Source organism: Marisediminitalea aggregata (assembly GCF_900129565.1).
Taxonomy (GTDB): domain Bacteria; phylum Pseudomonadota; class Gammaproteobacteria; order Enterobacterales; family Alteromonadaceae; genus Alteromonas; species Alteromonas aggregata.
Genome location: NZ_FQWD01000006.1, coordinates 18,945 through 43,714 on the forward strand (window position 1 = coordinate 18,945; position 24,770 = coordinate 43,714).

Here is a 24,770-nt window from a genome sequence, read left to right on the forward strand (position 1 = left end):
GGACACCTGATGACATTAAGGACATTGGTATTATTGTCGCTATTCTCCTCTTCGGCTTTCGCCAATGAGCCTAAGTTAACACCCACGAAATCAGGCATGTTCGATGTAGGAGGATTTAGCCTATATCTTGAATGCTATGAGAACGACAAGCCCAAGCTGATTTTAGAGCAAGGCTTTGGTCGTTTTGGCTCTGATGGCGTCTGGTTACCCAGTATTGAACGACTGACAAACGATTTCAGTGTGTGCCTCTACGACCGCTCAGGGTTGGGAAAAAGTGAGACGGGACCTGTCCCGTTTACGGTGAATGATACTGCTGACAGGCTACATGCGTTATTACAAGCCGCTGGGGTTTCGCCACCTTATTACTTTGCCGGTGGCTCTTACGCGTCCTACATTATTACTGCTTTTAACCATAAATATGATCAAGAGGTACTGGGTGCCGTGTTTATTGCACCACCGCCGTTTGGTTATTTTTATACAATGGCTAACCGGTGGCCAGAGGGCTTTACTTCAGAGGATGAAGCGCTGAATGGTTATTATCAATTTGAGCAAAGCGTTAAAAATCCAATGTTCAAACGGGCGCCGGAAAAACTTGATCATATGCAAAGCTATGAACAACTTAAAGACGCGCAGGATTTTGGTAACAAGCCGTTGATTGTTGTGTTTTCAAAATCCACAGGAGAACGTTACGATCCACCGTTCGTACCAGACGCCATTGCTAAAACCATGGATACGCTGTTCGAACAAGCAGAAGCGAAATTTAAGGCGTTGTCCGAAAACACAGTTGTTGTGTATTCCGAGTCAGAAAAGCATCATTTGCACATTGCTGACAGAGACCTGGTAGTCAAGAGTATTCAGTCACTCCTGGATTAGTTTCAGGTATACAAAAGGCACCTTATTGGTGCCTCTATAAACTTAAAATTCATCGTCCTCAGGACAATGTAGCCAGTGCTTTACCCGAGTACTGTTGTAATTCGTCGGTGCGGTTTTCCTTTATTTTGTTTGCCCAGTCAGGATCTTGCAATAAGGCGCGACCAACAGCGACTAAATCAAACTCGCCTGCATCCAGCCTTTCTAGCAAGTCATCAACGGCGCGCGTACCAGAATCCTGACCTTTGAATGCGCCAAAGAAGTCGTCGTTCAATCCTACTGAGCCCACAGTAATGCTGGGTTTGCCAGTTAGTTTTTTAGTCCAGCCTGCTAAATTCAGTTCACTGCCTTCAAATTCGGGCTCCCAGTAACGGCGCTGTGAACAATGAAACACATCTACGCCGGCTTCGCTGAGCGGCAAGAGGAATGTTTCCAGTTCTTCAGGCGTGTGAGCCAGTCTGGCCGTGTAGTCTTGTTGCTTCCATTGGGAATAGCGCAGCACAATAGGGAAGTCATCTGACGTTGCTGCACGAATGGCCTTAATGATTTCAACCGCAAAACGCCCGCGATTTGCCATATTACCGCCCCAGCTATCTGTGCGCTGGTTCGTACCTTCCCAGAAGAACTGATCAATCAGGTAACCGTGGGCTCCATGAATTTCGATACCGTCCATTCCAATGGCTTTGGCATCCGCTGCTGCCTGAGCAAACGCTTCAATCACCGCTTCAATGTGTTCCACTGTCATGGGTTCAGCGCCTTGCTTGCCGGGCTTAAACAGGCCTGACGGACCCGCACTGGGTAATTCAGGGAAAGGCGCTTTTTCTGCTACGCGGGCCATACCGACGTGCCACAGTTGAGGCATAATTTTTCCACCTGCACTGTGCACCGCCTCAACCACATTTTTCCACCCTGCAAGCGCTTGTTCTCCATGGAACTGGGGAATGTTGGCGTCCATAGTAGCCACTTTGTCGTTGACTGTTGTTCCTTCCGTAATGATAAGACCGGTACCACCCTTGGCGCGACGCTGATAATAGCCTGCTACATCGCTGGTAGGTATACCATTTGGAGAAAACTGACGGGTCATGGGGGCCATAACTATTCGGTTGTCGAGGCTGAGTTTGCTAGTTTCAAACGGTGAAAACAAAGTGGTATGCGCCATGTAAATCCTTAACGAACGGTATGATTATTTTACGATGTTAATCTGGTAAGTTGCGATAACAACTTTCATTTTGTGATAGTGGATTATAAGTTACATCGCAGCAATAGAGACTTCATTGATTTGTGGGTACTTCATCGGTAGTGTAGTGATTTAATGGCTCGCGATCAGGTCAAACCAGTTTGGGTAGATTCATACAGGGAGCAGTATAAACAATGAGTATTCTTTCTCTATTTGGTGTTGGCGGTAAGGCGACGGAAGAAGAGAAATTCTGGGTATGGTTTCAAAAAAACAGCAACGATATTTTCCATTTTGAAAGAGACAGGGAAAAGGTCTTCGAAAAGCTCACTACAGCGCTGGCAAACGTCAATAAGGATTTAACATTTGAGTTCAGCCCCATTCGTGAGAATGGTAAGCGAGAGTTTGTTATCAGTGCCGGTGGCATTAAATCAGCGTTTTCGAGTGTCGAATCATTGTGCCAGGCAGCCCCTGACCTTGAGAAATGGATAGTCGTTGCGTACCGTCAACGACGAAGCCTACTGAATGACCTTTCAATTGGCGATGTCACGGTTAAAGCAGAAGATGTCTACTACCACCTCTATCCCGATGGAGACAAACTCGGGGTAGTGCTATTTTTTGAGCACTTTAGCCAGGACGAATACCCGCTTTACGGTAACCTCGGTTACTTATTTTTGGATGAATCCCTGGGTGAATACGATGTAGAAACAAAGCTCGGGTTTATTGAGTTTCATAACACGTCTTCCAGTCATTTTGAGGGCGCACGACCACTTTCATCACTGGCTGAGCAGGTCGATGCCTTTTACACCAACTCGACTGTTAAAGGTTGATTATGATTATCCGACAAGCTACCACAGACGACTACGTTTCGTTGATTGAGATTTGGGAAGCCGCTGTACGTGCTACCCACGATTTCTTGCCAGAAGCCAACATTTCGGCGTTAAAACCGCTTATTTTAGAGCACTATTTTGACGCTGTTGCGCTCCGTTGTGCCTGTATTAATGGTTACCCTGCGGGCTTTATTGGAGTGGCTGACAGCAATATCGAAATGTTATTTGTACATCCTGAACATTTCGGTTCGGGCATTGGTAAAGCGCTGGTGCACTATGCCCAAACGCATCTGGCAGCCGTAAAGGTCGACGTCAATGAACAAAACCCCATGGCGATTGGCTTCTACGAAAAAATGGGGTTTAACCGCACCGGGCGCTCAGCGCTGGATGGTCAGGGTAACCCGTTTCCATTGATTCATATGTCGACAAAAGTGAAATCGGAAGACACGTTGTAAAGGAATACTGCGATGAAATATGTCTACTTTTTTTGCCTCCTGGCCTCTATGCTACTTTGTATAAATACCAATGATGCAGAGTTGGCTCATGAGCTGAGTATAGGCGGGTTGTTCCTTTTTACTTTATTACTCATTATGAGTTTTATTAAAGGTAAAGGTACAAAGCGCACGACAGGCGACACGCAATCTGGCGGTTATTGGGATACGTCCGCCGGTTCAGCTTCCGATAGCAGTTGTGGTAGTGATGGCGGCGGTGGTGGTGGAGATTGCTAATAACCTCCGCTTTAGTACCCTGATAACGTAAAAGGTTGATGCACTTGAAAATAGCTTCGCTGGTAAAGTTAACCGTAACTCATGTCGTTGTTGGCGTATTAGGTTTTGCTGTGGGGATCTACAGTTTGCCCATTCTTATTGCGCCCGAAGCACCTGGCTCGGCACAATTGCAAGCAGCATCCGCCAATAGCCTTTATCAAACCGCGTTTACAAAAGATCTCACCGACAGTGACTTTTTACATTGGGGGGAAGGCAAGGTGAGCGTTGGACCAGACTTCATTACCTTCAATGGCGAGTTGTCACCCGGGCCTGATTTTAAATTGTACCTGTCACCCACGTTTATCGATACGGAGTCAGCGTTCAAAGTGAATAAATCCAACCTGGTTCAGGTGGGCGATATCCCAACCTTCACAAACTTTATTGTTGAGGTAGACTCAAGCGTGAATATTGATGATTACACAACGGTGATTGTCTGGTGTGAGTCATTTGAACAGTTTATTACTGCTGCCCGATATAAATAGAGGTCGTTGCTAGCAACCTTGTTATGTATAGGTTTACGGGCACTGTGTTTATGGATAAACCGCTATGATGTCGCTTTTTCTACCCATGTTCGCGCACGTGTTGCTGTGTGCTTTTTTGTATTTTTTGCTAACGCTTGCCCGAGCGCCAGCTGTATGGCATGTGGGCGGCGGTAGCGCTGTCATTTCATCGCTTGAATCACGCAAAGCGTTGATAAGCGCAAATCTGAGCAATCAGTTTGAATGGCCGGTGTTCTTTTATGTGGTTTGTCTTGTTTCACAGTACGCTGGGGTCGCCGATAACATGGCATTCATAAGCTTAGCGTGGATATTCGTTGCAGGCAGAGTGTTCCACAGCGTAGTGCAGATTGCACTTAACAATGTGCGCCTGAGAGGCGTTATTTTTACCATCAATTTCGTAGCGGTGATAGCCATGTGGGTATTGTGCGCTATTCAACTTATCGGGAAGTAGCATGAATAAAACAATCTTCACCATACTGTGCCTGTGCATGTTGAGTAGTTGCTCATTTCCACAGCATGAAGTTAACGCGAAATTCGGGAAACAGCACTTTGTCTCAGCAGTGGCTTTTATTGAGCTTCACAAAACCCGTAATGGCGCGTATCCCGACGCATTAAGCGATTTACAATATTTGGGTGACTGGGATTTGATTTGGTTATATGCCGTGCGCTATGAAAAAGCGGAAAACGGTTATAACCTGTACATTGAAAATGGGTGGATAGGAGAACCTGAATTGGCCTTTCCGGAGGCATTTAGAATCGGCCTGGGAATAAAACAGACTAACGTAGTATGGAGCAACGAGTCGCACTCGCAGGATGAGTTGAAAAAGGAAATCAGGCTATGAGTGATATCGATTACACGTCTTATACGCTTGAAGAGCTGCTTGACTGTCAACAGCAACTCGACGCCAACGCGCACCCAGAACGTGCCGCTCAGATTGCATTGCTGATAAAAGATCGCGCTAAATCGCAAAAAGTGCAACGCGTTACCATGGCTGATGACTATGGAAATATTGCGTCAGTAAAAACGGGGCGTGCTCCCTCATTAGGAAGAGGGTTGAGTGAACTCTTTGGCGGAAGTTTATTCGGACTGATTTTATTGACTGGCACCAGTGACGACAATATAGGTGTAACGCTTGTTGCCTACTTTGTTATCGCATCTGCTGTCGTAGCGGGCTGCTACCATATTTATAATGCATTATCAGAAAATCGATTTTCAGCGCAGGATATTGTCGCGCCAGGCAAGGAAACAGATCCATTTGACCGTTTTGTGATGGGTAAACAACACCAAAAAAGCAGCACGGAACTATTTTGTACACATTGTGGTGCATCTATTGCTGCTCAGTATATGTTTTGCCCGAAGTGTGGCAAAGAACAACGCAAAGAGTAACGTTCTCTTGTCACGTGAATAGAAAAAACAGAAGGAAACGATGTGTTTGCTAAAGCAAATATAAAACCCTATGAATGGATGTATTTCGCGTTATTACTGGTGCTCGCCTTTGCACAACTGATCAGTAAGCTCGTTTCAGAAACGGGTGGCTTCGCAAGCCGGTATGGTGGTTTTCTGGCAATCGGTTTGGTATTTATTGCGTTTCTCGGCAACCGTTACAACAAAGCCTTTCTGTATCGCTGGGTGTGGCTGGTGAGTTTCTGGCTCCTCGCGATATCAGTGACGGCCAGTTTAGTGTTTTCGACTTATTTACTGGCGGTGAACGGAGAAGAAGCTGGCATTTATGCAGGTGCTTTATTCGTCATGCCGTTTTTGTTTGTGCCCGGTTTATGGCAGCTTTATCAGTATGTTTGGAACCGCAAAGCTCTCTGGCAAAATGTTATCGACCAATCAAAACAAGAACAGGCGCAGCGGTCTTAACCGAAGCGCCTGTCTTCTGTTGTGTTAATTAGCATTCAATAATATTGACTGCCAGACCGCCACGTGCGGTTTCTTTGTATTTGGTTTTCATGTCTGAGCCAGTGTCACGCATGGTCTTAATAACTTTATCTAGCGACACTTTATGCTCACCACTGCCACGAAGCGCTAACCGGGACGCATTAATGGCTTTGATCGCTCCCATGGCGTTACGCTCTATGCAGGGCACCTGAACCAGGCCACCTACAGGGTCGCACGTTAAGCCCAGGTTGTGCTCCATGCCAATTTCAGCCGCATTTTCGACTGCCTGGATGCTGCCACCCAGCACTTCAGTTAATGCCCCGGCAGCCATGGAACAGGCCACACCGACTTCACCCTGACAACCTACTTCGGCACCTGAAATCGATGCGTTTTCTTTATAGAGAATACCAATGGCACCGGCCGTTAACAGGAATCTGCTGGCAATTTCCTTGTCTACCGGTCGGATAAATTTATCGACGTATTTCAAAACAGCAGGAATGATCCCAGCTGCGCCGTTTGTAGGCGCGGTGACCACGCGGCCACCGGCTGCGTTTTCCTCATTCACCGCCAGTGCAAACATGTTTATCCAATCCAGTGTCTGCATCGGGTCATTAGAAAATTCAGTGGTCAGCCTACGATGTAACGACGGCGCTCTGCGAACCACTTTTAATCCGCCGGGCAAGATACCTTCTGCATCCATACCTCGGTTAATGCAGGTATCCATGGTCATCCACAGCTGCTGGAGACGGGTTTTAATGTCTGTATCCGGGTGCAGCGCTTTTTCGTTCTTTAACATTAACGCACTGATGCTCAAGCCGTGCTCTTTGCACAAACCCAGCAGTTCCTGCGCGGTACGGAACGGATAGGGGACCTGCGCAACCAATTCGTGGGCTTCTTGCTTAGCCTGATCCCATTGGTCATCGCGCACAATAAAGCCGCCGCCAATAGAGTAATAGGTTTGAGCTAGCAACAGCGTTTCACCTTCAAAGGCATGGAATGTCATGGCGTTGGCATGACGTGGCAGGCTCTTTCTGCGGTGAAATACAATCGCATTACTTCGCGGAAAGTGGATCACCTGCTGACCATTTAAATTCAATGTTTGTGAACGGTCGATATCTGCCAGTACGTTGTCTACCGTATCCACATTTACGGTATCCGGGCGATCGCCCAACAAGCCTAAAATGACGGCTTTGCCGCTACCGTGGCCTTTACCGGTTTGACCAAGCGAGCCAAACAGCTCTGTTTTGACTTCTGTGACTCGGTGAATAAGCTGGTTTTCTGTCAGAAACGCAGCGAAGTCTGCGGCCGCATTCATTGGACCGACAGTATGAGAACTGGATGGGCCAATGCCCACACTGAACATATCAAATACACTAATCATAGGGTACGCTTTGTTATTGTTAATATATCGTTAGTTTGACGCGAGCACGCTGTCTCAGCAACTCAGATATGCTAATGGTAGCATGAGAAAAATTAATCGAAATGATTTGCCATTAGCGGCAGAGGCTAGGCGTTGTCAGTAAAAATTGACGCCAGACTGTTCATCAGGGCCGCAGTAGCACCCCAAATCATCTTGTTTTGCCACGGAATGAAGTAGACAGGGTAAGTGTGTCCCGCGCGGGTAATATACTCGGTTTGGTAATTTCTCGGGTCAATTAAGAATGACAGCGGCACTTCGAATGTATCACTTACTTCATTGCCGTCCGGAATTAAGTCGAAACCTGGCTCTACAGTGGCCACAAAGGCCGTCATAGCAAAGCCAGAAATGGTCCGATAGGGCGGTAATTGACCAACAATGGCGATGTGTGAGTCGGGGAGTGCTATTTCCTCCCAGGCCTCGCGTTTTGCCGTAAACGCCAGATCGGGATCGCCGGGCTCGTATTTCCCACCCGGAAAACTCACCTGGCCGGGATGGTGCTTTAAATGTTTCGCCCGCTCGGTAAATAAAACGGAAAGGGCATTGTCGTGAGTAACAACCGGTATTAACACAGCCGCTGAGCGCCCGGACTTTCGCAAAGGATGATCGGGAACGGGTTGCAGTGGCGGAGCACTGTGAAAACGGGTTAAAAACTCAGCTTTCTGCAAGGGTGGACTCCAGTACCGGGAGGATTTTAGCGACTTTCGCCAGGGTCTCGTCAAACTCTTCTTCGGGATTTGAGTCTAACACAATGCCGCCACCGGCCCAGCAATACAAGGTGTTGTTTTCCGCCAGTACTGTACGTATACAAATACTGGAATCGAGATCGCGGCGAATGCCCAGATAGAAAACACTGCCGCAATAAATGGCCCGGCGACTGGGCTCAAGCTCTTCAATGACTTCCATTGCGCGTATTTTTGGCGCGCCGGTAATGGACCCGCCAGGGAAACAAGCCGCCAACAATTCCAGCGGGTGGCTGTCAGGCAGCAACTGGCTTTGTATCTTACTCACCATATGATGCACCGCCGGGTAGCTTTCCAGACTGAATAATTCAGGGACTTTTACCGACCCTGGCACACTGTGTTTACTGATATCATTGCGCAACAGGTCCACAATCATCAGGTTTTCGGCCCGATCTTTTTCTGCACTTAACAATGCGTTAGCACTGGCTGCATCCTGATCCGCATCACTGAATCTTGGCCGTGTGCCTTTAATTGGCTTGGTTTCAATTTGGCCGTCATTACACTGTATGAATCGCTCCGGCGACACACTAATAACGCTGCATTCCGGTAGCTGAATAAACGCAGAAAAGGGCGCCTTATTGGCTTGTGTCAAACGCTTGTATGCGACCCAGGCATTTCCCTGATATTTCGCGCTAAAACGCTGAGCAAAATTTACCTGATAACAATCACCGGCGACCAGATAATCATGAATTTGTTCCAGCCTTGTTAAATATGCTTGTTTCGATAAATTACTCTGCCAGTCACTGGTTAGTGCAAAATGGGTGCTTTGCGTTGTCTCTAGCAGCGTTTCAACGCTAAATGCTTCCACGTAATCCAGGCAACAGTAGTAAAACTGCCTGGCCTGGTTGTCGTAAATAATGGCTCGATCGTACAAACCCGCTGCAAAGTCAGGGCAGGCGTATTCATTCGGATTGGTGTCAGGCAATTGTTCAAGGTAGCGGCCATAGTCGTAGCTGATAAAGCCGGCCATGCCTAATACAAAGGGTAAACCTCTGAACGCGTCCAAGGCACCCGCATCTACTGAGTTTTCAAACGATGAAGTCAGCGCAATCGCTGCGTCAATGGGGGATTCAGAAACGCTGTAAGTAGCGATTTCGGCTTCACGAAGATCCTCGATAACGGTCTTTCCGTCTTTACACGACAAGGTTACGGCTGGGCTCCACACCAGAATATCGAATCGGCTCTTGCTGGCGGTGCTGCCACCCGAGTCCAGTAACTGTGACCAGGGCAGGGATGCCATGGCGCCAAATAATTCCTGCACCGTTACGTGTTCCGGAACGGTAAGAGGAGTAATGCGTAAACTGCTGGGCGTAAAGTGAATCGGATTTGTCATAGTTTTGATTAGGATGGTTACCGTTACAACATCAATAGAACCAGTGCCAGAATGCACCGTTTGGCTGTTTATACACACCAAAGTCGGACATGGTTTTATTGGTGCAGCCTGTCGACATGCGGTAGTATACGGATTCTTCGTCTAGATGACTATGTGAGCCCACAAAATAAGAGGACGCCATGACCGTAATCCGTCAACAAGACTTTATTGACAGCATCGAAGATGCATTGCAATTCATATCCTACTATCACCCACTAGATTACGTTAAAGCTGTTGAAAAAGCGTATTTGAAAGAAGAGAGCCAGGCAGCGAAAGACGCCATGGCGCAGATCTTAATCAATTCGCGTATGTCAGCAGAAGGGAAACGCCCGCTGTGTCAGGACACCGGTATTGTTACCTGTTTCGTAAAAATCGGTATGGCAGTGAGCTGGGACAAGACCGACATGACCGTTCAGCAAATGGTTGATGAGGGAACCCGCCGTGCTTACATGAATCCGGATAACCCGTTACGTGCCTCTATTGTGGCCGATCCTGCCGGCGCGCGTAAGAACACCAAAGACAACACGCCTGCTGTTGTGCATATTGATATGGTGCCAGGCGACAAAATTGAAGTCATGATCGCGGCTAAAGGCGGCGGTTCAGAAAATAAATCAAAAATGGTTATGCTCAACCCAAGTGACGACATCGTTGAATGGGTAGTGAAAACCTTACCGACCATGGGTGCCGGTTGGTGTCCGCCAGGCATGTTAGGCCTGGGCATTGGCGGTACGGCAGAAAAAGCCGCTGTTCTGGCCAAAGAAAGCCTGATGGACCCGGTAGACATCCAGGAATTAATGGAACGCGGCCCTGAAACGACCGATGAAAAACTGCGCCTGGAGATCTTCAAACGCGTTAACGATTTGGGTATCGGCGCACAAGGCTTGGGTGGATTAACCACAGTCGTTGACGTGAAAATCAAATCTGTGCCTACTCACGCGGCTTCTAAGCCGGTTGCCATGATCCCTAACTGTGCCGCAACACGTCACGCACACTTTTATTTAGATGGCAGCGGCCCAGCCGACCTTAAAGCGCCGAAGCTGGAAGAATGGCCGGAAGTGACCTGGGAAGTAGGCGAAAACACCCGTCGCGTGAACATGGACGAAGTCACTAAAGAAGACATCAAGGAATGGAAAGTAGGCGAAACCGTGCTGTTGTCAGGTAAAATGCTGACAGGCCGTGATGCCGCGCACAAGCGCATTCAAACCATGCTGGAAAATGGTGAAGGCCTGCCAGAAGGCGTAGATTTTAACGGTAAGTTCATTTACTACGTAGGCCCGGTTGATGCGGTTGGCGATGAAGTGGTTGGCCCTGCGGGTCCGACGACGGCAACACGTATGGACAAATTCACCGACATGATGCTGGAAAAAACCGGTATTGCCGGCATGATCGGTAAAGCAGAGCGTGGTCCGGCAACGGTTGACTCTATTGCAAAACACCAATCGGTTTACTTAATGGCCGTCGGTGGTGCAGCGTATTTGGTGTCTAAAGCCATTAAGAAAGCGCGCGTCGTTGCATTTGAAGATTTGGGTATGGAAGCTATTTACGAATTCGAAGTAGAAGACATGCCTGTGACTGTTGCAGTAGATAGCACGGGTGCAAACGCACACCAAACTGGCCCGGCAATCTGGAAAGCAAAAATTGCCGATCTGGACAAAGCGCTGTCTGCTAAATAAAGCAGTGATTATAAAGGGTTAACACTGCCGGTAACAATAAACCGGCAGTGCTCCGAACAATAACGGGTACCTGAGGCGTTTACGCTGCAGTGATACCCGTTCTTTTTTTACGACAGGTGAAATGGAACACATCGAAATCATACTCAACACTGGTATTGGATTAGCCGCACTGCTGCTTGGCGTGATTATTGGTCACTTAAAAGGGCGAAATCATGCGCAACAAGCCCAATCAGACAATGACTTACTCCAACAACGTTTAGAACAGGTTCAGCAACAGGCAGAGGCCAGTTTATCTGCAGTGCAGGCGCAGCTAACCGAATACAAGCAACAAGCGCAGCTATTGCAAACCCAAAATCAGGACTATGCCTCTAAAGCGGCATTGGTACCGGAACTGCAGCAACAGCGCACGTCATTGCAGCAAGAACTTAAAACGCTCCAGCTGGAATATACAGAGTTAAAATCACTCAGCGAAGCGCGACAAGCTGCGTTTGACGAAGCCAGAAAAGGACATGCAGAGAAGCTGGAAGCACTGCAAAGTGCAGAAAAACGCTTACAGGAACAGTTCGAAAATCTGGCGAATAAGATCTTCACGCAAAAAGCTGAGAGCTTCACGACTGAAAGTAAATCGCGTTTGGATGCCTTATTAACCCCGCTGAAAGACCAGATTGAAGGCTTTAAAAAGCAAGTCACTGATCAGTATGTCAAAGAAGGTCAGGAGCGAGCGTCCCTAAAAACGGAAATTTTAGGCTTAAAGGCGCTGAATCAACAGATTACCGAAGATGCAGCAGCATTAACACGTGCGTTAAAAGGCGACAACAAGCAGCAAGGTAACTGGGGAGAAGTGGTGCTTGAGCGCATACTGAAAGAATCAGGATTGCGGGAAGGCCATGAATTTGAAACCCAGGTCTCTGTGCGAAATGAACACGGCAAGTTACAACAGCCGGACGTCGTCGTGCATTTACCGAATGACAAAGACGTTATTATTGATGCCAAAGTCAGTTTGGCTGCTTACGAGCGCTACTTCAACAGTGATGACGAAGATGAGCGTGCCCGTTATTTGAAAGAGCACGTTAACTCGATCCGTACGCACATCAAAACGTTAGGCGCAAAGGATTACCAGGAGCTGGAAGCCCTGAAAACCCTGGATTATGTGTTGATGTTTATACCGGTGGAACCCGCGTTTCTGTTGGCAGTAGATGCGGATCCGGAGCTTGTTACTCTTGCGCTCAATCAAAACATCATGCTGGTGTCACCGACGAACTTGCTGGTAGCTTTGCGCACTATCAATAATATCTGGCAGTACGAATACCAAAATCAGAATGCACAAAAAATTGCTCAGCACGCTGCCAAACTGTACGACAAGTTTGCGGGGTTTGTGGGTGATATGGAGAAAATTGGTAAGTCCGTTGAGGCCACGCAAAAACACTACGATGCGGCCTTAAATAAACTGTCGTCGGGTAGAGGGAACATTCTTCGCCAGGTTGAGCAGTTTAGACAACTGGGAGTTCAACCCAGTAAGCGCCTCGCCAGCGAAGCCATGAACGACGAAGATAGCGCAGACGAATAAGTGGCTATGCCTGTGCTGCCATTGGCTTAACAGGCGTCGCAATAACACATTGATCACGCCCATTTCGTTTCGCCTGATATAAAGCGTCATCGGCCAGGGTAAGCAATTTATCCTGGCTGTTCACCATAGTAACATCTGCACAGCCCGCACTTACCGTAAGCGGTGGCGTGTCTTCCCGCCATGCAGTCGTGCGAATAGCATGGCCGATTTTGTTGGCGACCTCTAACGCGTCCGTTGCGTTTTGCCCCGGCAATAAAATAATAAATTCTTCCCCGCCGAATCGGGCCACGATGTCTGTCTGCCTGACAGATGACTTAAATATGCGTGCCGTATTTACTATGGCTTCGTCGCCCGATGCGTGACCATACCTGTCATTTATTTTTTTGAAGTGATCAATATCGAGCATCACAATACTAAAGGGCATATTGTAACGTTGGTAGAGCGCAAAATAGTCGTACAGTTTGACCTCAAATGCACGACGGTTGAGTAATCCGGTGAGCTGATCGTGTTCAGCCAAATGCTTCATTCTGATGATCAATCGAGAGACAGTGGTACCAACGGCCGTCACATTGATGAATATGATGAGTAAGATATAGACCCACATCAGGGTTGGGCTGTTCTTGGAAGACAAGGGTATTGCAATTACATCCTCACGTTGATCAACCATCCACATCACACTTTTTATTGCGACAATAAGCACCAGTGACATATCTGAAATACTCAGAATAGCGCCAATGCCATTATTAAACGCAGTAGCAAGCGCGCGGTACTTCATCCATGCCGTAGTAATGAGCATGAACAACGCCATGAGCAACAGGGTTAGCGAGGTATAATTGGCCGAAACTACGCCTAAGATATGTAATACAGCGAGACTGGCAGCCCCTAATGTAAGCCAACGAATAACGCCTGGATCTGACGGCAGGACTAACAAATGGCGTAACGCCAGGTTGTACATGACCAATGTGATTAACAGCGTGAGGTCTGCTACAACCCAGAGGTTTGCGTCTGCAAAGGCATATTGTTGTGCACCAAGTACCAGCGACAATGCAAAAAATCCATTTGCCGCTGAAAATCGGATGCTACTTTGATAATACAGCCGAAGGGGTTTTGCAATCACCAACCAGCATAAACAAAAAAATACAGCAATTAAGATATTTACTTTGCTTAGATCAATACTGGTCGAAAGATAACTGTCCATGATAAACCTTATGGCACTACTACAGCTCGAGTATAGTTGAATTTAGTGAAAACGTGCCGAATCGTGTTTAAAGGAGAATAGAATGCGAACCGTTAGTGCGGTTTTTCAGACGATGCGCCCGCCGTTTCTGCTTCTGGTCGTAAGTTGCCTGTTGCAATCGATTGGTCTGCTCACTTATCTCAATATCGACTGGTCTTGGTTAATATTTAGCCTTGTTTGTGTGTGTGGTCTGTCTGCACACATTGCCGTGAATATGCTTAATGAATATCACGATTGTGCATCCCAACTGGATTTCCATACATCCAGAACTCCCTTTAGCGGTGGCAGTGGTGCATTAGTCAGTAACCCTGACGTGTTAAATGCAGTCAGAATAACGGGTTGGTTTTTTATTGTAGCCACGGCGGTGACTGGTTTGCTCATAATGCGTTTATCAACCGCGCAACCATTTCAACTCGTCACCATGGGGTTACTTGGCCTTGTGATTGTGATTGCTTATACCCCTATACTTAATCGGTATGCGATTTTGTGTCTGCTGGCCCCAGGCGTGGGGTTTGGTCTTCTAATGAGTTACGGCTGCTTCGTTGTGTTGGGAGGAAACCATTCGTTTGAGGTTATGTTACTGGCACTGGTCCCCACGTTATTAACCAATAACCTTTTATTGTTAAATCAGTTTCCTGATGCTGAAGCAGACCAGCAGCATGGCCGCAATCACCTGGTAATACAACACGGATACAGCACAGCAGCGTATGTGTATTTTGTACAGTGGCAATTTGCGCTTTTGGCCCTGTTAACGGGTCTATGGTTACTCGAGGTACCGTGGTTTGTTTACTGCGCAGCGATCCCTATGGTCGTTGGCTTGCGCATTTATGCATTGGCAAAAGATTTCAATAAAACCACGCCTGCATTTTTGGCAGGCATGGGACAAAACGTTATGATGACACTTCTTACACCGGCATTACTTGGAGTGTTGTTATGTGTGGCAGGTTAAATGTAGCCGACAGCCCGGGCGTTAAATCGCTCTGCGATCAGTTGGAAATTACACTCTGGCCAGAGGAAGGCATGCTCAAAAAGCGCTTCACTCGGGCCACAGACCGAGTCAGTATCGTTATGCAGCACAACGGTAAATCGGTAATGCGAAACGCCGTATGGTGGTTACTGCTGGAGCCCGATCATCGCGGGCCGGTTATGCGATTCATACCGTCTAAATATACGTCGTTTAATACCCGGTACGACAAACTCAATAAACGCGGCAGTGCAGGGTATCAGGCATTTCGACAGCAGCGGTGTGTGATCCCAGCAAGTGGTTTTGGGGAGTCTCAAAAGCGTGGGTCATCGATGACCTATCACGACATGATAGCAAGTGAAGACACGCCGCTTGCGATGGGCGGTTTGTATCGCGAATGGCACGGCCGCGATCCGCATGGGAATACGTTTATTGAAACCTCTTGCTCAGTGGTTACACTGGCTCCTCATCCTAAATTAATGCCCATTCATGAAAAGGCCTCGCCGCTGATGTTATCGGCCGAGGACAACAGCCTGCAACGCTGGCTGGACTGCGCAGCGCATCCGGTTGAAGCCCTATCTGATTTGCTTGAACCCACCATACGACATCGGTTTACGGTAACACCGATAAATAAGCCGTCATTGTATCAGCCGATAGGTGAGTCTTTTACCATTGAGCCTGATTAACAACTAATACCGACGTTGATGCCTGTTTCCTTATTGGCAATAAAAAAGCCCGCGTAGCAATTTGCCAGCGGGCTTTTGTTTTACAGGCTGTAACTAGTGTGCTTTGCGTCTGACTGCACGCTGCCAGGTCAGAACCATCAGGCCTAAGAGCAAGCCAAAACCCAAGCTGCCACCGCCGCTGCTTTGTCGGTTGGTGACCGTTACTGTCACCGTTTCACTTACCGTCGAGTTACCATCCGTTGCCGTTACCGTGAAGCTCACGGACGTGGTACTGTCAGTATCAGGAGCTGTGCTGCTAAAAGTTGCTCCAGGGACCCCGTTTATGGTGAAGGTCACAGTGTCGCCTTCTGGGTCAGTGGCAGAAGCGCGAATGGTGATAGTGCCGCGCTCCTGAACACTGCCTGGTGCACTTACGGTGAGCACAGGAGGTTGATTCTCCGTTACCATAATGGTGGCTTGTGCGGTGTCAGTGTAACCAAATTCGTCGGTTGCAGTGACTTCAAGCACGAGTGTGTTGCCAGCAGACGCGGCTGCAGGCGTAATCGTGACCGTATCCCCGTTAATAGCGATACCTGCCTGTGGACCACTTAGCTGATCGACACTTAATGTAATGGCATCGCCATTAGCATCTGTCACGCTAATCGGTAACAAAGTCGCCTGCTGCTCGGTCATGGATAGCGTGGCAGATTCAACCCCGTTAATTAGCAATTCCGGTGCGGCATGAATTTGAACGTCGGTATTTAATGCCGCGGTTTCAGCTTCGGTACCCGGAATATTGGTCACCGAAGAAGTGAGTGAAACCAACACTGCACCGCTAATACTGGCGTCATTATCTACACGCAAAGAGAACGACAGTGTGCTGTCTCCAACTGCCTGAGTAGCCAGGTCTGGTGTCAAACACAATACAGTGTCATTTGAAATGGTCTCAGCCACCGATGCCTCAACGCTATTATCAGATGCACTGATATAGCTGAAATGGCCACCGGACTGAGCCTGCTCACTTGCATAACCCACCGTGGTAGGGATGGCATCGCTTCCAACGGTTACATTGTCGTAAGCAAACAAGACTGAGGGTGAATTGCTCGGCGCATTGTGCAGTATAATAACTTCAACATCTGCTGACTCATTGCCAGATACCAACCCGGACCACTGTATCACTGTGACGTTGCCGTCATCCAGTGTGGCAACCGTAATACCTGAATCGGCAGCGTCGGCAAATGTCCAGTCGCGCCAGAACGGCGCTAGCAAGACCGCATTTTGCTGACGGTCTTTCAGCGATTGGTTGATACCCGGACGGTTCAGTGTCCGTGCATCCGCACTGATTATAAAGCCTTTAGAAGACACATTCAGACTTTGTAGTGTTTCGTTTAGCACGTTGAACTGAATAGGGTAGTTGGCCAGCACGGTGTCCAGGCTGCCGAACTTCGGACTAAAGCCCATGGACTGTAAATCAATGAAGCCCGTTCCCTGGCCAACGTCCGGTACAGAACATTGAGGATCGCTTTGATTTGATGTCATTGCGAATGAAGCAGATGACGTGCTGGCAGTTTGAGTCACATCCCAAGTGATTGTGTTGTCTTGTATCAATCCGCCATCATCGACACTGCTTGTTACCACGGACGTGCCATCCGGCACAGTAACACTCACCTGATAATCACGGTTTTCATTAGTCAAATTTGGCTTAATTGTAACCGCGTAAGACGCAGTGTCTCCTGGTGCAACACGGCCAGATGATGTAGCTGCGAGTGTAACGTCATTTTCGCCACGGACCAGGTCAACCGGAATTGTGCCTAAGTTACTTGGATTATCTGCATCGCTGCCTACGGTGATGGCACCAAAGTAACGGTCTCCCTCAAGGCTGTCAGACAGTTGCCAGCTCACGCGCATATCAAAAGGTTCACGTAATGCGGCGCTGCCCGGACCGTCTACTTGTAACGACCCTTCATCCACAGCAGTGACAACCGCATATTCCAGCACAAAGTCGTCTGTAGCGCGGCTCGACCCTGTATAGTTTTGCACAAATACATAGTAGCTACCCGCCTGCGGGTTAGTTATGTTGATATATTCATCCCAACTGAACCCGGTGCTTGAAGCAATGATTTCAGACGTTGAAATCAGCTCATCGTTATTCAAATCAAGCACAATGAACATGTCCAAATCCGGGGCCGTGGATTCACTGATGTAGGCGACAAGTCGGTCGGTATTTTCAGCGACGTCAATGACTTCAAAATAGACACCGTCTTCAACGTCATCCAAAAATGCTTCGGGATCAGAGTCTTCGGCAATAGATTCATTCACTGCAGTTGGCTGTACTAGGCCTGACGTGCGCGCGGTGAAGTCTGTGATTTCAATGGCTACCAGATCTTTTATCAGCAATGAATCTGCATTGCGGTAGCTTGTTTGGTCTATTTCATCAGGGAAATTACCGTTCGAAGCCACAACCGCAATGGGCAAGTGTAAGTCAGGTGAACTGGCTGACGTTAATACTGCTTTTGCATATTCCCAATCGCCGTCATTGGCATTCCAGGTGTTTGCGGTAAACGTGACGGTTTGAGACTGCCCGGCAGCGAGTGTAAATGATGCAGGGGAGGCTGTAATTTCAAGCCCGCTGTTCATGGCGTCGCCTGTAACGGTCCAGCTACCGGCCTTCGTTGCGGTAAATGTGCGTTGCCAGGTACATTCAATAAGGCAATTGTTGTCAACCAGCGCAGGCATATTCAGCGTTTTGGGATCACCTCCTATGTCAGGATCCGCCGCTTCGTAATTTGCCTGGGTTTCCTCAACAATTAATCCTGCATTGACTGCCTTATCTACCTGAATTCGCCCTGACCCCATGTCGAGCCAGTTAGCATCATCCAAGGTGCCTTCAACTCGCAGCTCGGGCGTTGCTGTCATCATTAATGCAGAACGAATCGCGTCTGCGCTCCAGGTAGGATTAACCTGACGAACCAACGCGGCAGCGCCGGCTACGTGCGGAGAGGCCATGGAAGTGCCGTCCAGGTAAGCATAATCGGCGGGTGCAGGGCCCGTGGTTTCATGCCCATAATGCTCGTCAGAATAAGCTGCGTAGACCTGCACGCCCGGTGCACTTATCATTGGCAATAAGGTACTGATTTCTGTGTTTGGACCGCGAGAAGAGAAGCTGGCTACGGTATCCAGTGCATCCTGGTCTATCGACAAATCGCCCGATGTTGTTGAAATAGTTGCTCGGTGCCCGCTGCCCGACGCCAGCCAGGTGCGCAATTGATTCCCGGCTGCAACATTAACGTGAATACCAGGGATCACGTATACATCGCCAACCAGATTGTCGGTATCTGCAGAAACATTGGCCAGGATGTAGCCACCAGCGCCGCCGTCAGCCACGTTTTTCGCCTTTTGAACCCGGGCTATCTCACCACGATCACACAGCACGATTTCGCCATTAAACGTACCTGCCGGAAATGGTTCAAGACACTGCGCAGAGTCACCACCCGGGTCATTGGGGTTAGTGAAATCGCCGGCGTAAACGACATTCGCGGTAATGCCTGCAGTATTACTTTGTCCGTTGATTGTTGAGGGCAGTGACACACCACCCGAGAAACTGGACAAAGTTTTGCTGTAGTCGATAATTCTGCCGTGGTCGGTTGCTGCGACCGGCGTTATCCAGGGCGCAAACTTATCGCTGGTCGACACGCCCGGACCGTCGTTACCGGCTGAATGCGCAACAAAAATCCCGGCATTATTGGCCGACAACCATGCCTCACTCAGTGCGTCGCCCCAGACGGCCTCGCCACCTGAAATCGAATAGTTAATGACATCGACAATACCGGTTGAAATCGCATCATCGATCGCACTGATCGCCAGGCTGTAATAACAACCGGTATATTCATCATCGGATTCGCCGGGCAAACAGGTTTGAAATGAAATGATATTGGCATGTGGTGCCATGCCCGACATTTGGTCAAACGTGAATTCACCGGGGTAACCGTCGCTAACTTCTTCGTCAAACGCCAGTCCATAAACCGGCACGTCATACAATATATTCCCCGCGGCGGTGCCGGCAACATGTGAACCGTGACCATTGTAGTCTTCGCCGTTTCTGCCTAATCCAACCGGAAAGATATCCGTGTCGGCATACTGATTGGTGATGAGTGCGTAACTGTATACGCCGATCAGTTTGTCATTACATAAATTGGGAAAATCGCCATCACAGTCACCGAGATAATTTCCGCTGCCCAATGGGTTAGTGTGGGTGTATCCGTCGCCACCTGTTGCGGCAAAGGAAGGGTGATCCGTGTTAATGCCGGTGTCGAATACCGCGACAACCGTGCCTTCACCCATTGCATTTAAGCCATTGTCCGCAGTGCCTGCCCAGACTTGTTGCGCGCCGGTCAGTGCAATGCTGGTATCTGTATTTAGCTTGAGTTTTCTGTCACTTTCTACCGCTTTTACGCCGCTAATATTGCGAATTGCCTCTGCTTCTGCGGCTGTGAGGTTCATTACCATGCCGTTAATGGCATATTGAAACTGTTTTAGTGGTGTCGCAGTACCGGTCACGGTTGATATGCGATTCAACGCTTTGGATTGCTGCGTTCTGAGGTACTTTCGGTATGCAGTCACTTCTCGCTTGTTTGCCTTAACCCGATTCAACGTTGACAGTGTTGATGTGGTCGGCATTGTTGCTTCAAACCCACTGATTCCCCCTGAGTACTGTGCAATTGATGGATCTGCCAGTCTTATAATGTAGGGCGTTTTCTCCGTTGTTTTAGTCTCGTTATTTTGCGTTTGGGAGAGGGCCAGATTAACTGACTTATTAACGGTGGCAGGTTCAACCGCCTGATTTTCAGCAAATACTGCACCCGTAAGTAACAGTCCTGATACGACCAGAGGCACAGGGGATAATGGCTTCACTTATACTACTCCATTGTGGTTGCCGGAGTTTCTGTCGGCTTTTTATAGGGTTTTTTATAGGTTTTTAACACATCACAATAACTTGTGTCATACGCTTTTACGAATCTTTGTATACAGACCGATCAAGTCACACAAAGATTACGACCCTTTGTGTGTATACGTTATTTTAGCAGGCAATTAACCTACAATTTACATTGCAGCGAAAAGTAGAATATCTATCACGTTTCTTTGCATGCGAAGAAATGTTTATCCTCACGCTTAAGTAAACTAATTGTTAAATTAGACGGACGCTCCTGTGGGACCTGTTCTACGATAGATATAGGTTAAGAGTCCCATTAGAGGAAGCCAATGAACGACAGAAATCACCTCGACCATGTTGCATTAACGCACGAGGTTAAGATCATTGAAAACGGGCTGCTGGAAATCACCATGCTGGCCATTCTCGATCCAGACGGCAATATTTATCCCGGTGCTACAGCACCCGATATCGACAAAGCGCTGGCCGAAAAGATATACCACACCATGGTGTACACCCGACTGCTGGATGAGCGTATGGTTGCTGCACAACGTCAGGGACGCATCAGTTTCTACCTCGCCAGCACAGGCGAAGAGGCTGCTGCGGTTGCCAGTGCTGCAGCCTTGTCTGAAAACGACATGATCATGAGTCAGTACCGCGAGCAGGGCGCGCTGGCTTTTCGTGGTTATACTACCGACCAGTTTATGAATCAGATGTTTTCTAATCGTCTGGATCCAAACAAAGGCCGCCAGATGCCTATCCACTACGGTGACAAGGCGCTCAACTTTATGACCATTTCCTCACCGCTGGGAACGCAAATCCCGCAGGCTGCCGGTTATGCCTACGGTCAGAAGTTAGCAGGCAAAGACGCGGTAACGATATGTTACTTCGGCGAGGGTGCCGCCTCAGAAGGGGATTTCCATGCCGGTGTAAACATGGCTGCGGTACTCAATTGCCCCGTTATCTTCTTCTGTCGTAATAATGGCTATGCAATCTCAACCCCAGCAGCGGAGCAATTTGCCGGTGACGGTATTGCATCACGAGGCATTGGTTACGGGGTCAGGACCATACGTGTCGACGGTAACGACCCATTAGCGGTTTACAGCGCCACAAAGCAAGCCCGTGCAATGGCTTTGGAAACCAATCAACCGGTATTAATTGAAGCCATGACATATCGACTGGCTGCACACTCAACGTCCGATGACCCCAGTGGCTACCGGTCTAAAAATGAAGAAGACAAGTGGCGACTCAAAGATCCACTGACTCGGTTCAAGCAATGGTTACTGAGTAAAGCGTGGCTGGACGAAGCGGCGACCGAACAATTCATGCAACAAACCCGCAGCGATATTCTTGCTGCATTGAAAACCTCTGAACAGGTTGCAGTCAACCCGCTGGCTGACATCGTAGAAGATGTATATGCCGAAGTCCCCTGGCATTTGAAGGAGCAGCGTGATGCATTAATCGCTCACGTGAAGAAGTATCCGTCAAAGTACCCTAAAACGTCAGGAGATTTATAAGCATGGCAAAATTAAATTTACTACAAGCCATCAATCAGGCGCTGATCACTGCCATGACAGAAGATGAAAAGGCTGTTGTGTTTGGCGAAGATGTTGGCTACTTCGGCGGCGTTTTTCGCGCAACCAGTAATCTGCAGGAAAAATTTGGTAAAGCGCGTTGTTTTAACACGCCACTTACTGAACAGGGCATTATCGGCTTTGCCAACGGGCTGGCCTCTCAGGGTTCAACCCCAATTGCTGAAATTCAGTTCGGTGACTACATTTTTCCCGCGTTCGACCAGATTGTGAATGAAACTGCCAAGTTTCGATACCGCTCCGGGGGGCAGTTTACCTGCGGTTCACTGACTATTCGTACGCCTTACGGTGGTGGAATTTCAGGTGGCTTGTATCACTCGCAATCACCAGAGGCCTTTTTCAGCCATGTACCAGGATTGAAAGTTGTGGTGCCGAGAGATCCTTATCAGGCTAAAGGTTTATTACTGGCTGCCATTCGCGACGACAACCCTGTGTTGTTTATGGAACCCAAACGTTTATATCGTGCATCTGTGTGTGATGTGCCGGAAGAAGATTACACCATTCCATTGGGTAAAGCGGAGGTGGTTCAGGAAGGTAACGACATTACCTTGCTGGCCTGGGGCGCTCAGGTGGAGACGATTAAAAAAGCTGCGGACATGGCGCTTGAAGACGGCGTGTCATGCGAAATTATTGACCTGCGCAGTATTTTACCCTGGGATGCGCAAACGGTGGCTGAATCTGTTATGAAAACAGGACGCTTGCTAATCAACCATGAAGCACCAATTACGTCTGGTTTTGGTAGTGAAATCGCTGCGCGCATTCAGGAACAATGTTTCCTGTATCTTGAAGCGCCGATCATTCGCGTTTGTGGTTTAGACACGCCGTATCCTCTGGCACATGAAAAAGAATACATGCCAGATGAATTTAAAACCTATGAAGCCATTAAGCGCGCTTTGAACTACTGAGGGACAAAACATGACAGATTTTATTTTGCCCGATATTGGTGAAGGCGTGGTGGAATGCGAACTGCTTGAATGGCTGGTTAAAGAAGGCGACCGGGTAGAAGAAGATCAGCCAGTTGCCGAAGTCATGACCGATAAAGCAACGGTCCAAATCCCTTCCATGCATGCGGGTGTGATCACTAAATTGTTTTATCAGGCCGGTGAAATTGCCAAAGTACATGAACCCCTGTTTGCTATGGCTCGTGATGGTGAAGCCGATGCACAGGTTACAGAACAAACCAACGCCCAAGCAAACGAGCAGACACCAGTTCCGTCAGTTGAACAAAAACCTGCAGATACCGAGTCTGCTGCCAACGAAACCTTTATCTTACCGGACATCGGTGAAGGTATTGTTGAGTGTGAAATTGTTAAATGGCACCTAAACGAAGGCGACAGTATGCAGGAAGACGATGTTGTCGTTGAAGTCATGACCGACAAAGCCGTCGTTGAAATTCCAGCCAAATATGCCGGGACAATGACCAAACGGTATCATCAGGAAGGTGAGATAGCCAAAGTACATGAGCCTTTATTCGACATGCATGTAGCGGGCAGAACACCTTCTTCTTTTGCCGCTGCAACCGCCTCTGTTGCTGAAGTAAAACAAACGCCGGTTAACAGCACAGTAGATTCCGGCAATTCTCAGACGCCTGCTACCCAAAATGATTATAAGCCTGCTCATGGCTTCGAAGAGGGAAGTGAAGCCCCGCAGAAGACCATTGCGGGTAAGGTACCTGCAAGCCCTGCGGTCCGCCGTTTGGCGCGCGAAAAAGGCATCGACTTAAAACAGGTCAACGCGTCTGGTAAGAAAGGTCGCGTGTTGAAGAAAGACATTCTGGCAGCAGTTGAAAAACAAGCGGCACCTGTGTCAACGCCAACAAAACAAACCCCATCGGCACAGGGCTCTGCAGACGTTAACCGTGTGCCACTCACGCCGGTGCAGCGCGCTATGGCGAAACAGATGACCCGTTCTGTAAGCACGATTCCGCATTTCACTGTGTCGGAAGAGCTAAACATGCAGGCGTTAATTGATTTGAAACGCGCACTGGCCGATACGTTTGCTAAACAGGATATCAAACTGACATTCATGCCTTTCTTTATTAAGGCGTTGTCTCTTGCCATGCAGGCGTATCCGATATTTAACGCCCGATTAAGTGACGATGAATCTGCGCTGGAATACATCGTGGACCACAATATTGGTTTTGCAGTAGACAGTCCGATTGGTCTGTTAGTACCTAATATTAAAGGGGTACAAAACCTGAGTGTGATGGACATAGCAGCACAGATGCAAGACATCGTTCAATCTGCACGAGCAGGTAAACTTTCATCTGATCAGCTAAAAGGCGGCACTATCAGTATTTCTAATGTAGGTGTGCTGGGTGGTACAACAGCGACGCCCATTATTAACCATCCTGAACTGGCCATTGTGGCGTTGGGTAAAATGCAAACGCTGCCCCGATTTGATGAACAGGGTAACGTTGTCAGCGCATCGATTATGCACCTTAGTTGGTCTGCAGACCACCGCGTTATCGATGGGGCAACGATGGTCAGATTTAATAATCTGTGGTGCGAGTACCTGAGTGAGCCGCTCAAAATGCTGAGTCAGCTTCGTTAGTTTATCGTTGTCACCGACAGGCTCTCGGCGATAC

At 48.3% G+C, this 24,770-nt stretch carries 23 protein-coding genes; 16 read left to right on the forward strand and 7 right to left on the reverse strand.

Features of this window, described 5'->3' with window-relative positions; translation table 11 throughout:
- Positions 1-9: 9 nt before the first annotated feature.
- Positions 10-873 (forward strand): alpha/beta fold hydrolase, encoded by an 864-nt coding sequence (locus BUB81_RS16660; protein WP_073324495.1) that lies wholly within the window; start codon positions 10-12, stop codon positions 871-873.
- Between the two features lie 58 nt (positions 874-931).
- Here BUB81_RS16660 and BUB81_RS16665 read toward each other — a convergent pair whose 3' ends face one another.
- Positions 932-2,029, reverse strand: coding sequence for an NADH:flavin oxidoreductase (locus BUB81_RS16665; RefSeq protein WP_073324496.1), 1,098 nt, complete (start codon positions 2,027-2,029; stop codon positions 932-934).
- Between the two features lie 212 nt (positions 2,030-2,241).
- Between BUB81_RS16665 and BUB81_RS16670 the strand changes: the two genes are divergently transcribed.
- The 8 genes from BUB81_RS16670 to BUB81_RS16705 all read left to right on the forward strand — a co-directional run bounded on the left by BUB81_RS16670 (position 2,242) and on the right by BUB81_RS16705 (position 6,008).
- The gene (locus tag BUB81_RS16670) at positions 2,242-2,874 is read left to right on the forward strand and encodes a hypothetical protein (RefSeq protein WP_073324497.1); all 633 of its coding nucleotides are present in this window, start codon (positions 2,242-2,244) and stop codon (positions 2,872-2,874) included.
- Between the two features lie 2 nt (positions 2,875-2,876).
- Positions 2,877-3,329, forward strand: coding sequence for an acetyltransferase (locus BUB81_RS16675; protein ID WP_073324498.1), 453 nt, complete (start codon positions 2,877-2,879; stop codon positions 3,327-3,329).
- A 12-nt stretch (positions 3,330-3,341) separates the two neighbouring features.
- Positions 3,342-3,602, forward strand: a complete 261-nt coding sequence (locus BUB81_RS16680) for a hypothetical protein (protein ID WP_073324499.1) — start codon at positions 3,342-3,344, stop codon at positions 3,600-3,602.
- 38 nt (positions 3,603-3,640) lie between these two features.
- Entirely contained in the window at positions 3,641-4,123 is a 483-nt protein-coding gene (locus BUB81_RS16685) for a DM13 domain-containing protein (RefSeq protein ID WP_073324500.1), read from the forward strand.
- Positions 4,124-4,187: 64 nt separating this feature from the next.
- Positions 4,188-4,592 carry an MAPEG family protein gene (locus BUB81_RS16690; protein ID WP_073324501.1) on the forward strand — a complete coding sequence of 135 codons (405 nt, stop codon included), beginning with the start codon at positions 4,188-4,190 and terminating at the stop codon, positions 4,590-4,592.
- A gap of 1 nt (position 4,593) precedes the next feature.
- The gene (locus BUB81_RS16695; RefSeq protein ID WP_073324502.1) at positions 4,594-4,983 is read left to right on the forward strand and encodes a hypothetical protein; all 390 of its coding nucleotides are present in this window, start codon (positions 4,594-4,596) and stop codon (positions 4,981-4,983) included.
- A complete protein-coding gene (locus tag BUB81_RS16700) occupies positions 4,980-5,528 on the forward strand; it encodes a zinc ribbon domain-containing protein (RefSeq protein WP_073324503.1) in 549 nt (182 codons plus the stop codon). The genes BUB81_RS16695 and BUB81_RS16700 overlap by 4 nt, the downstream gene beginning before the upstream one ends.
- A gap of 42 nt (positions 5,529-5,570) precedes the next feature.
- The gene (locus BUB81_RS16705) at positions 5,571-6,008 is read left to right on the forward strand and encodes a hypothetical protein (RefSeq protein WP_073324504.1); all 438 of its coding nucleotides are present in this window, start codon (positions 5,571-5,573) and stop codon (positions 6,006-6,008) included.
- A gap of 28 nt (positions 6,009-6,036) precedes the next feature.
- On the opposite strand, the gene BUB81_RS16710 is transcribed toward BUB81_RS16705, so the two are convergent.
- The 4 genes from BUB81_RS16710 to BUB81_RS22200 all read right to left on the reverse strand — a co-directional run bounded on the left by BUB81_RS16710 (position 6,037) and on the right by BUB81_RS22200 (position 9,700).
- Positions 6,037-7,407, reverse strand: coding sequence for an L-serine ammonia-lyase (locus BUB81_RS16710; RefSeq protein ID WP_073324505.1), 1,371 nt, complete (start codon positions 7,405-7,407; stop codon positions 6,037-6,039).
- 125 nt (positions 7,408-7,532) lie between these two features.
- Positions 7,533-8,111, reverse strand: coding sequence for a CoA pyrophosphatase (locus BUB81_RS16715; RefSeq protein WP_073324506.1), 579 nt, complete (start codon positions 8,109-8,111; stop codon positions 7,533-7,535).
- Positions 8,098-9,519: an aminodeoxychorismate synthase component I gene (gene pabB, locus BUB81_RS16720; RefSeq protein WP_073324833.1), complete on the reverse strand. Its 1,422-nt coding sequence runs from the start codon at positions 9,517-9,519 to the stop codon at positions 8,098-8,100. The genes BUB81_RS16715 and pabB overlap by 14 nt, the downstream gene beginning before the upstream one ends.
- A gap of 31 nt (positions 9,520-9,550) precedes the next feature.
- The gene (locus BUB81_RS22200) at positions 9,551-9,700 is read right to left on the reverse strand and encodes a hypothetical protein (protein ID WP_155523169.1); all 150 of its coding nucleotides are present in this window, start codon (positions 9,698-9,700) and stop codon (positions 9,551-9,553) included.
- Here BUB81_RS22200 and BUB81_RS16725 point away from each other — a divergent pair.
- Together BUB81_RS16725 and rmuC are read left to right on the forward strand one after the other, a co-directional pair.
- Entirely contained in the window at positions 9,699-11,231 is a 1,533-nt protein-coding gene (locus tag BUB81_RS16725; protein WP_073324507.1) for a fumarate hydratase, read from the forward strand. The genes BUB81_RS22200 and BUB81_RS16725 overlap by 2 nt on opposite strands.
- Before the next feature lie 121 nt (positions 11,232-11,352).
- A complete protein-coding gene (rmuC, locus tag BUB81_RS16730; protein ID WP_073324508.1) occupies positions 11,353-12,798 on the forward strand; it encodes a DNA recombination protein RmuC in 1,446 nt (481 codons plus the stop codon).
- 4 nt (positions 12,799-12,802) lie between these two features.
- Here rmuC and BUB81_RS16735 read toward each other — a convergent pair whose 3' ends face one another.
- Entirely contained in the window at positions 12,803-13,996 is a 1,194-nt protein-coding gene (locus tag BUB81_RS16735) for a GGDEF domain-containing protein (protein WP_073324509.1), read from the reverse strand.
- A gap of 82 nt (positions 13,997-14,078) precedes the next feature.
- On the opposite strand from BUB81_RS16735, the gene BUB81_RS16740 reads away from it, so the two are divergent.
- Together BUB81_RS16740 and BUB81_RS16745 are read left to right on the forward strand one after the other, a co-directional pair.
- Positions 14,079-14,984, forward strand: a complete 906-nt coding sequence (locus BUB81_RS16740; protein WP_084526676.1) for a prenyltransferase — start codon at positions 14,079-14,081, stop codon at positions 14,982-14,984.
- The gene (locus BUB81_RS16745) at positions 14,969-15,685 is read left to right on the forward strand and encodes an SOS response-associated peptidase family protein (RefSeq protein WP_073324510.1); all 717 of its coding nucleotides are present in this window, start codon (positions 14,969-14,971) and stop codon (positions 15,683-15,685) included. Before BUB81_RS16740 ends, BUB81_RS16745 begins: the two co-directional genes overlap by 16 nt.
- A 93-nt stretch (positions 15,686-15,778) precedes the next feature.
- Here the strand turns inward: BUB81_RS16745 and BUB81_RS16750 are convergent, their stop codons facing one another.
- Positions 15,779-20,575 carry a S8 family serine peptidase gene (locus BUB81_RS16750; protein ID WP_073324511.1) on the reverse strand — a complete coding sequence of 1,599 codons (4,797 nt, stop codon included), beginning with the start codon at positions 20,573-20,575 and terminating at the stop codon, positions 15,779-15,781.
- A 348-nt stretch (positions 20,576-20,923) separates the two neighbouring features.
- On the opposite strand from BUB81_RS16750, the gene BUB81_RS16755 reads away from it, so the two are divergent.
- The 3 genes from BUB81_RS16755 to BUB81_RS16765 are packed head-to-tail and all read left to right on the forward strand — an operon-like array spanning position 20,924 to position 24,736.
- The gene (locus tag BUB81_RS16755; RefSeq protein ID WP_073324512.1) at positions 20,924-22,108 is read left to right on the forward strand and encodes a thiamine pyrophosphate-dependent dehydrogenase E1 component subunit alpha; all 1,185 of its coding nucleotides are present in this window, start codon (positions 20,924-20,926) and stop codon (positions 22,106-22,108) included.
- 2 nt (positions 22,109-22,110) lie between these two features.
- A complete protein-coding gene (locus BUB81_RS16760) occupies positions 22,111-23,088 on the forward strand; it encodes an alpha-ketoacid dehydrogenase subunit beta (RefSeq protein WP_073324513.1) in 978 nt (325 codons plus the stop codon).
- Positions 23,089-23,098: 10 nt separating this feature from the next.
- On the forward strand, positions 23,099-24,736 hold the full coding sequence (locus tag BUB81_RS16765) for a dihydrolipoyllysine-residue acetyltransferase (RefSeq protein ID WP_073324514.1): 1,638 nt from the start codon (positions 23,099-23,101) through the stop codon (positions 24,734-24,736).
- Positions 24,737-24,770 lie beyond the last annotated feature (34 nt).

Bases quoted from the DNA above. Each gene is read 5' to 3' on its own strand.
- BUB81_RS16700 (WP_073324503.1), top strand. From the start codon at position 4,980: ATGAGTGATATCGATTACACGTCTTATACGCTTGAAGAGCTGCTTGAC.
- pabB (WP_073324833.1), bottom strand. From the start codon at position 9,519: ATGACAAATCCGATTCACTTTACGCCCAGCAGTTTACGCATTACTCCT.
- BUB81_RS22200 (WP_155523169.1), bottom strand. From the start codon at position 9,700: ATGGCGTCCTCTTATTTTGTGGGCTCACATAGTCATCTAGACGAAGAA.
- BUB81_RS16680 (WP_073324499.1), top strand. From the start codon at position 3,342: ATGAAATATGTCTACTTTTTTTGCCTCCTGGCCTCTATGCTACTTTGT.
- BUB81_RS16670 (WP_073324497.1), top strand. From the start codon at position 2,242: ATGAGTATTCTTTCTCTATTTGGTGTTGGCGGTAAGGCGACGGAAGAA.
- BUB81_RS16675 (WP_073324498.1), top strand. From the start codon at position 2,877: ATGATTATCCGACAAGCTACCACAGACGACTACGTTTCGTTGATTGAG.
- BUB81_RS16665 (WP_073324496.1), bottom strand. From the start codon at position 2,029: ATGGCGCATACCACTTTGTTTTCACCGTTTGAAACTAGCAAACTCAGC.
- BUB81_RS16740 (WP_084526676.1), top strand. From the start codon at position 14,079: ATGCGAACCGTTAGTGCGGTTTTTCAGACGATGCGCCCGCCGTTTCTG.
- BUB81_RS16685 (WP_073324500.1), top strand. From the start codon at position 3,641: ATGCACTTGAAAATAGCTTCGCTGGTAAAGTTAACCGTAACTCATGTC.
- BUB81_RS16690 (WP_073324501.1), top strand. From the start codon at position 4,188: ATGATGTCGCTTTTTCTACCCATGTTCGCGCACGTGTTGCTGTGTGCT.
- BUB81_RS16765 (WP_073324514.1), top strand. From the start codon at position 23,099: ATGACAGATTTTATTTTGCCCGATATTGGTGAAGGCGTGGTGGAATGC.
- BUB81_RS16725 (WP_073324507.1), top strand. From the start codon at position 9,699: ATGACCGTAATCCGTCAACAAGACTTTATTGACAGCATCGAAGATGCA.
- BUB81_RS16710 (WP_073324505.1), bottom strand. From the start codon at position 7,407: ATGATTAGTGTATTTGATATGTTCAGTGTGGGCATTGGCCCATCCAGT.
- BUB81_RS16745 (WP_073324510.1), top strand. From the start codon at position 14,969: ATGTGTGGCAGGTTAAATGTAGCCGACAGCCCGGGCGTTAAATCGCTC.
- BUB81_RS16735 (WP_073324509.1), bottom strand. From the start codon at position 13,996: ATGGACAGTTATCTTTCGACCAGTATTGATCTAAGCAAAGTAAATATC.
- BUB81_RS16755 (WP_073324512.1), top strand. From the start codon at position 20,924: ATGAACGACAGAAATCACCTCGACCATGTTGCATTAACGCACGAGGTT.
- BUB81_RS16760 (WP_073324513.1), top strand. From the start codon at position 22,111: ATGGCAAAATTAAATTTACTACAAGCCATCAATCAGGCGCTGATCACT.
- rmuC (WP_073324508.1), top strand. From the start codon at position 11,353: ATGGAACACATCGAAATCATACTCAACACTGGTATTGGATTAGCCGCA.
- BUB81_RS16695 (WP_073324502.1), top strand. From the start codon at position 4,594: ATGAATAAAACAATCTTCACCATACTGTGCCTGTGCATGTTGAGTAGT.
- BUB81_RS16660 (WP_073324495.1), top strand. From the start codon at position 10: ATGACATTAAGGACATTGGTATTATTGTCGCTATTCTCCTCTTCGGCT.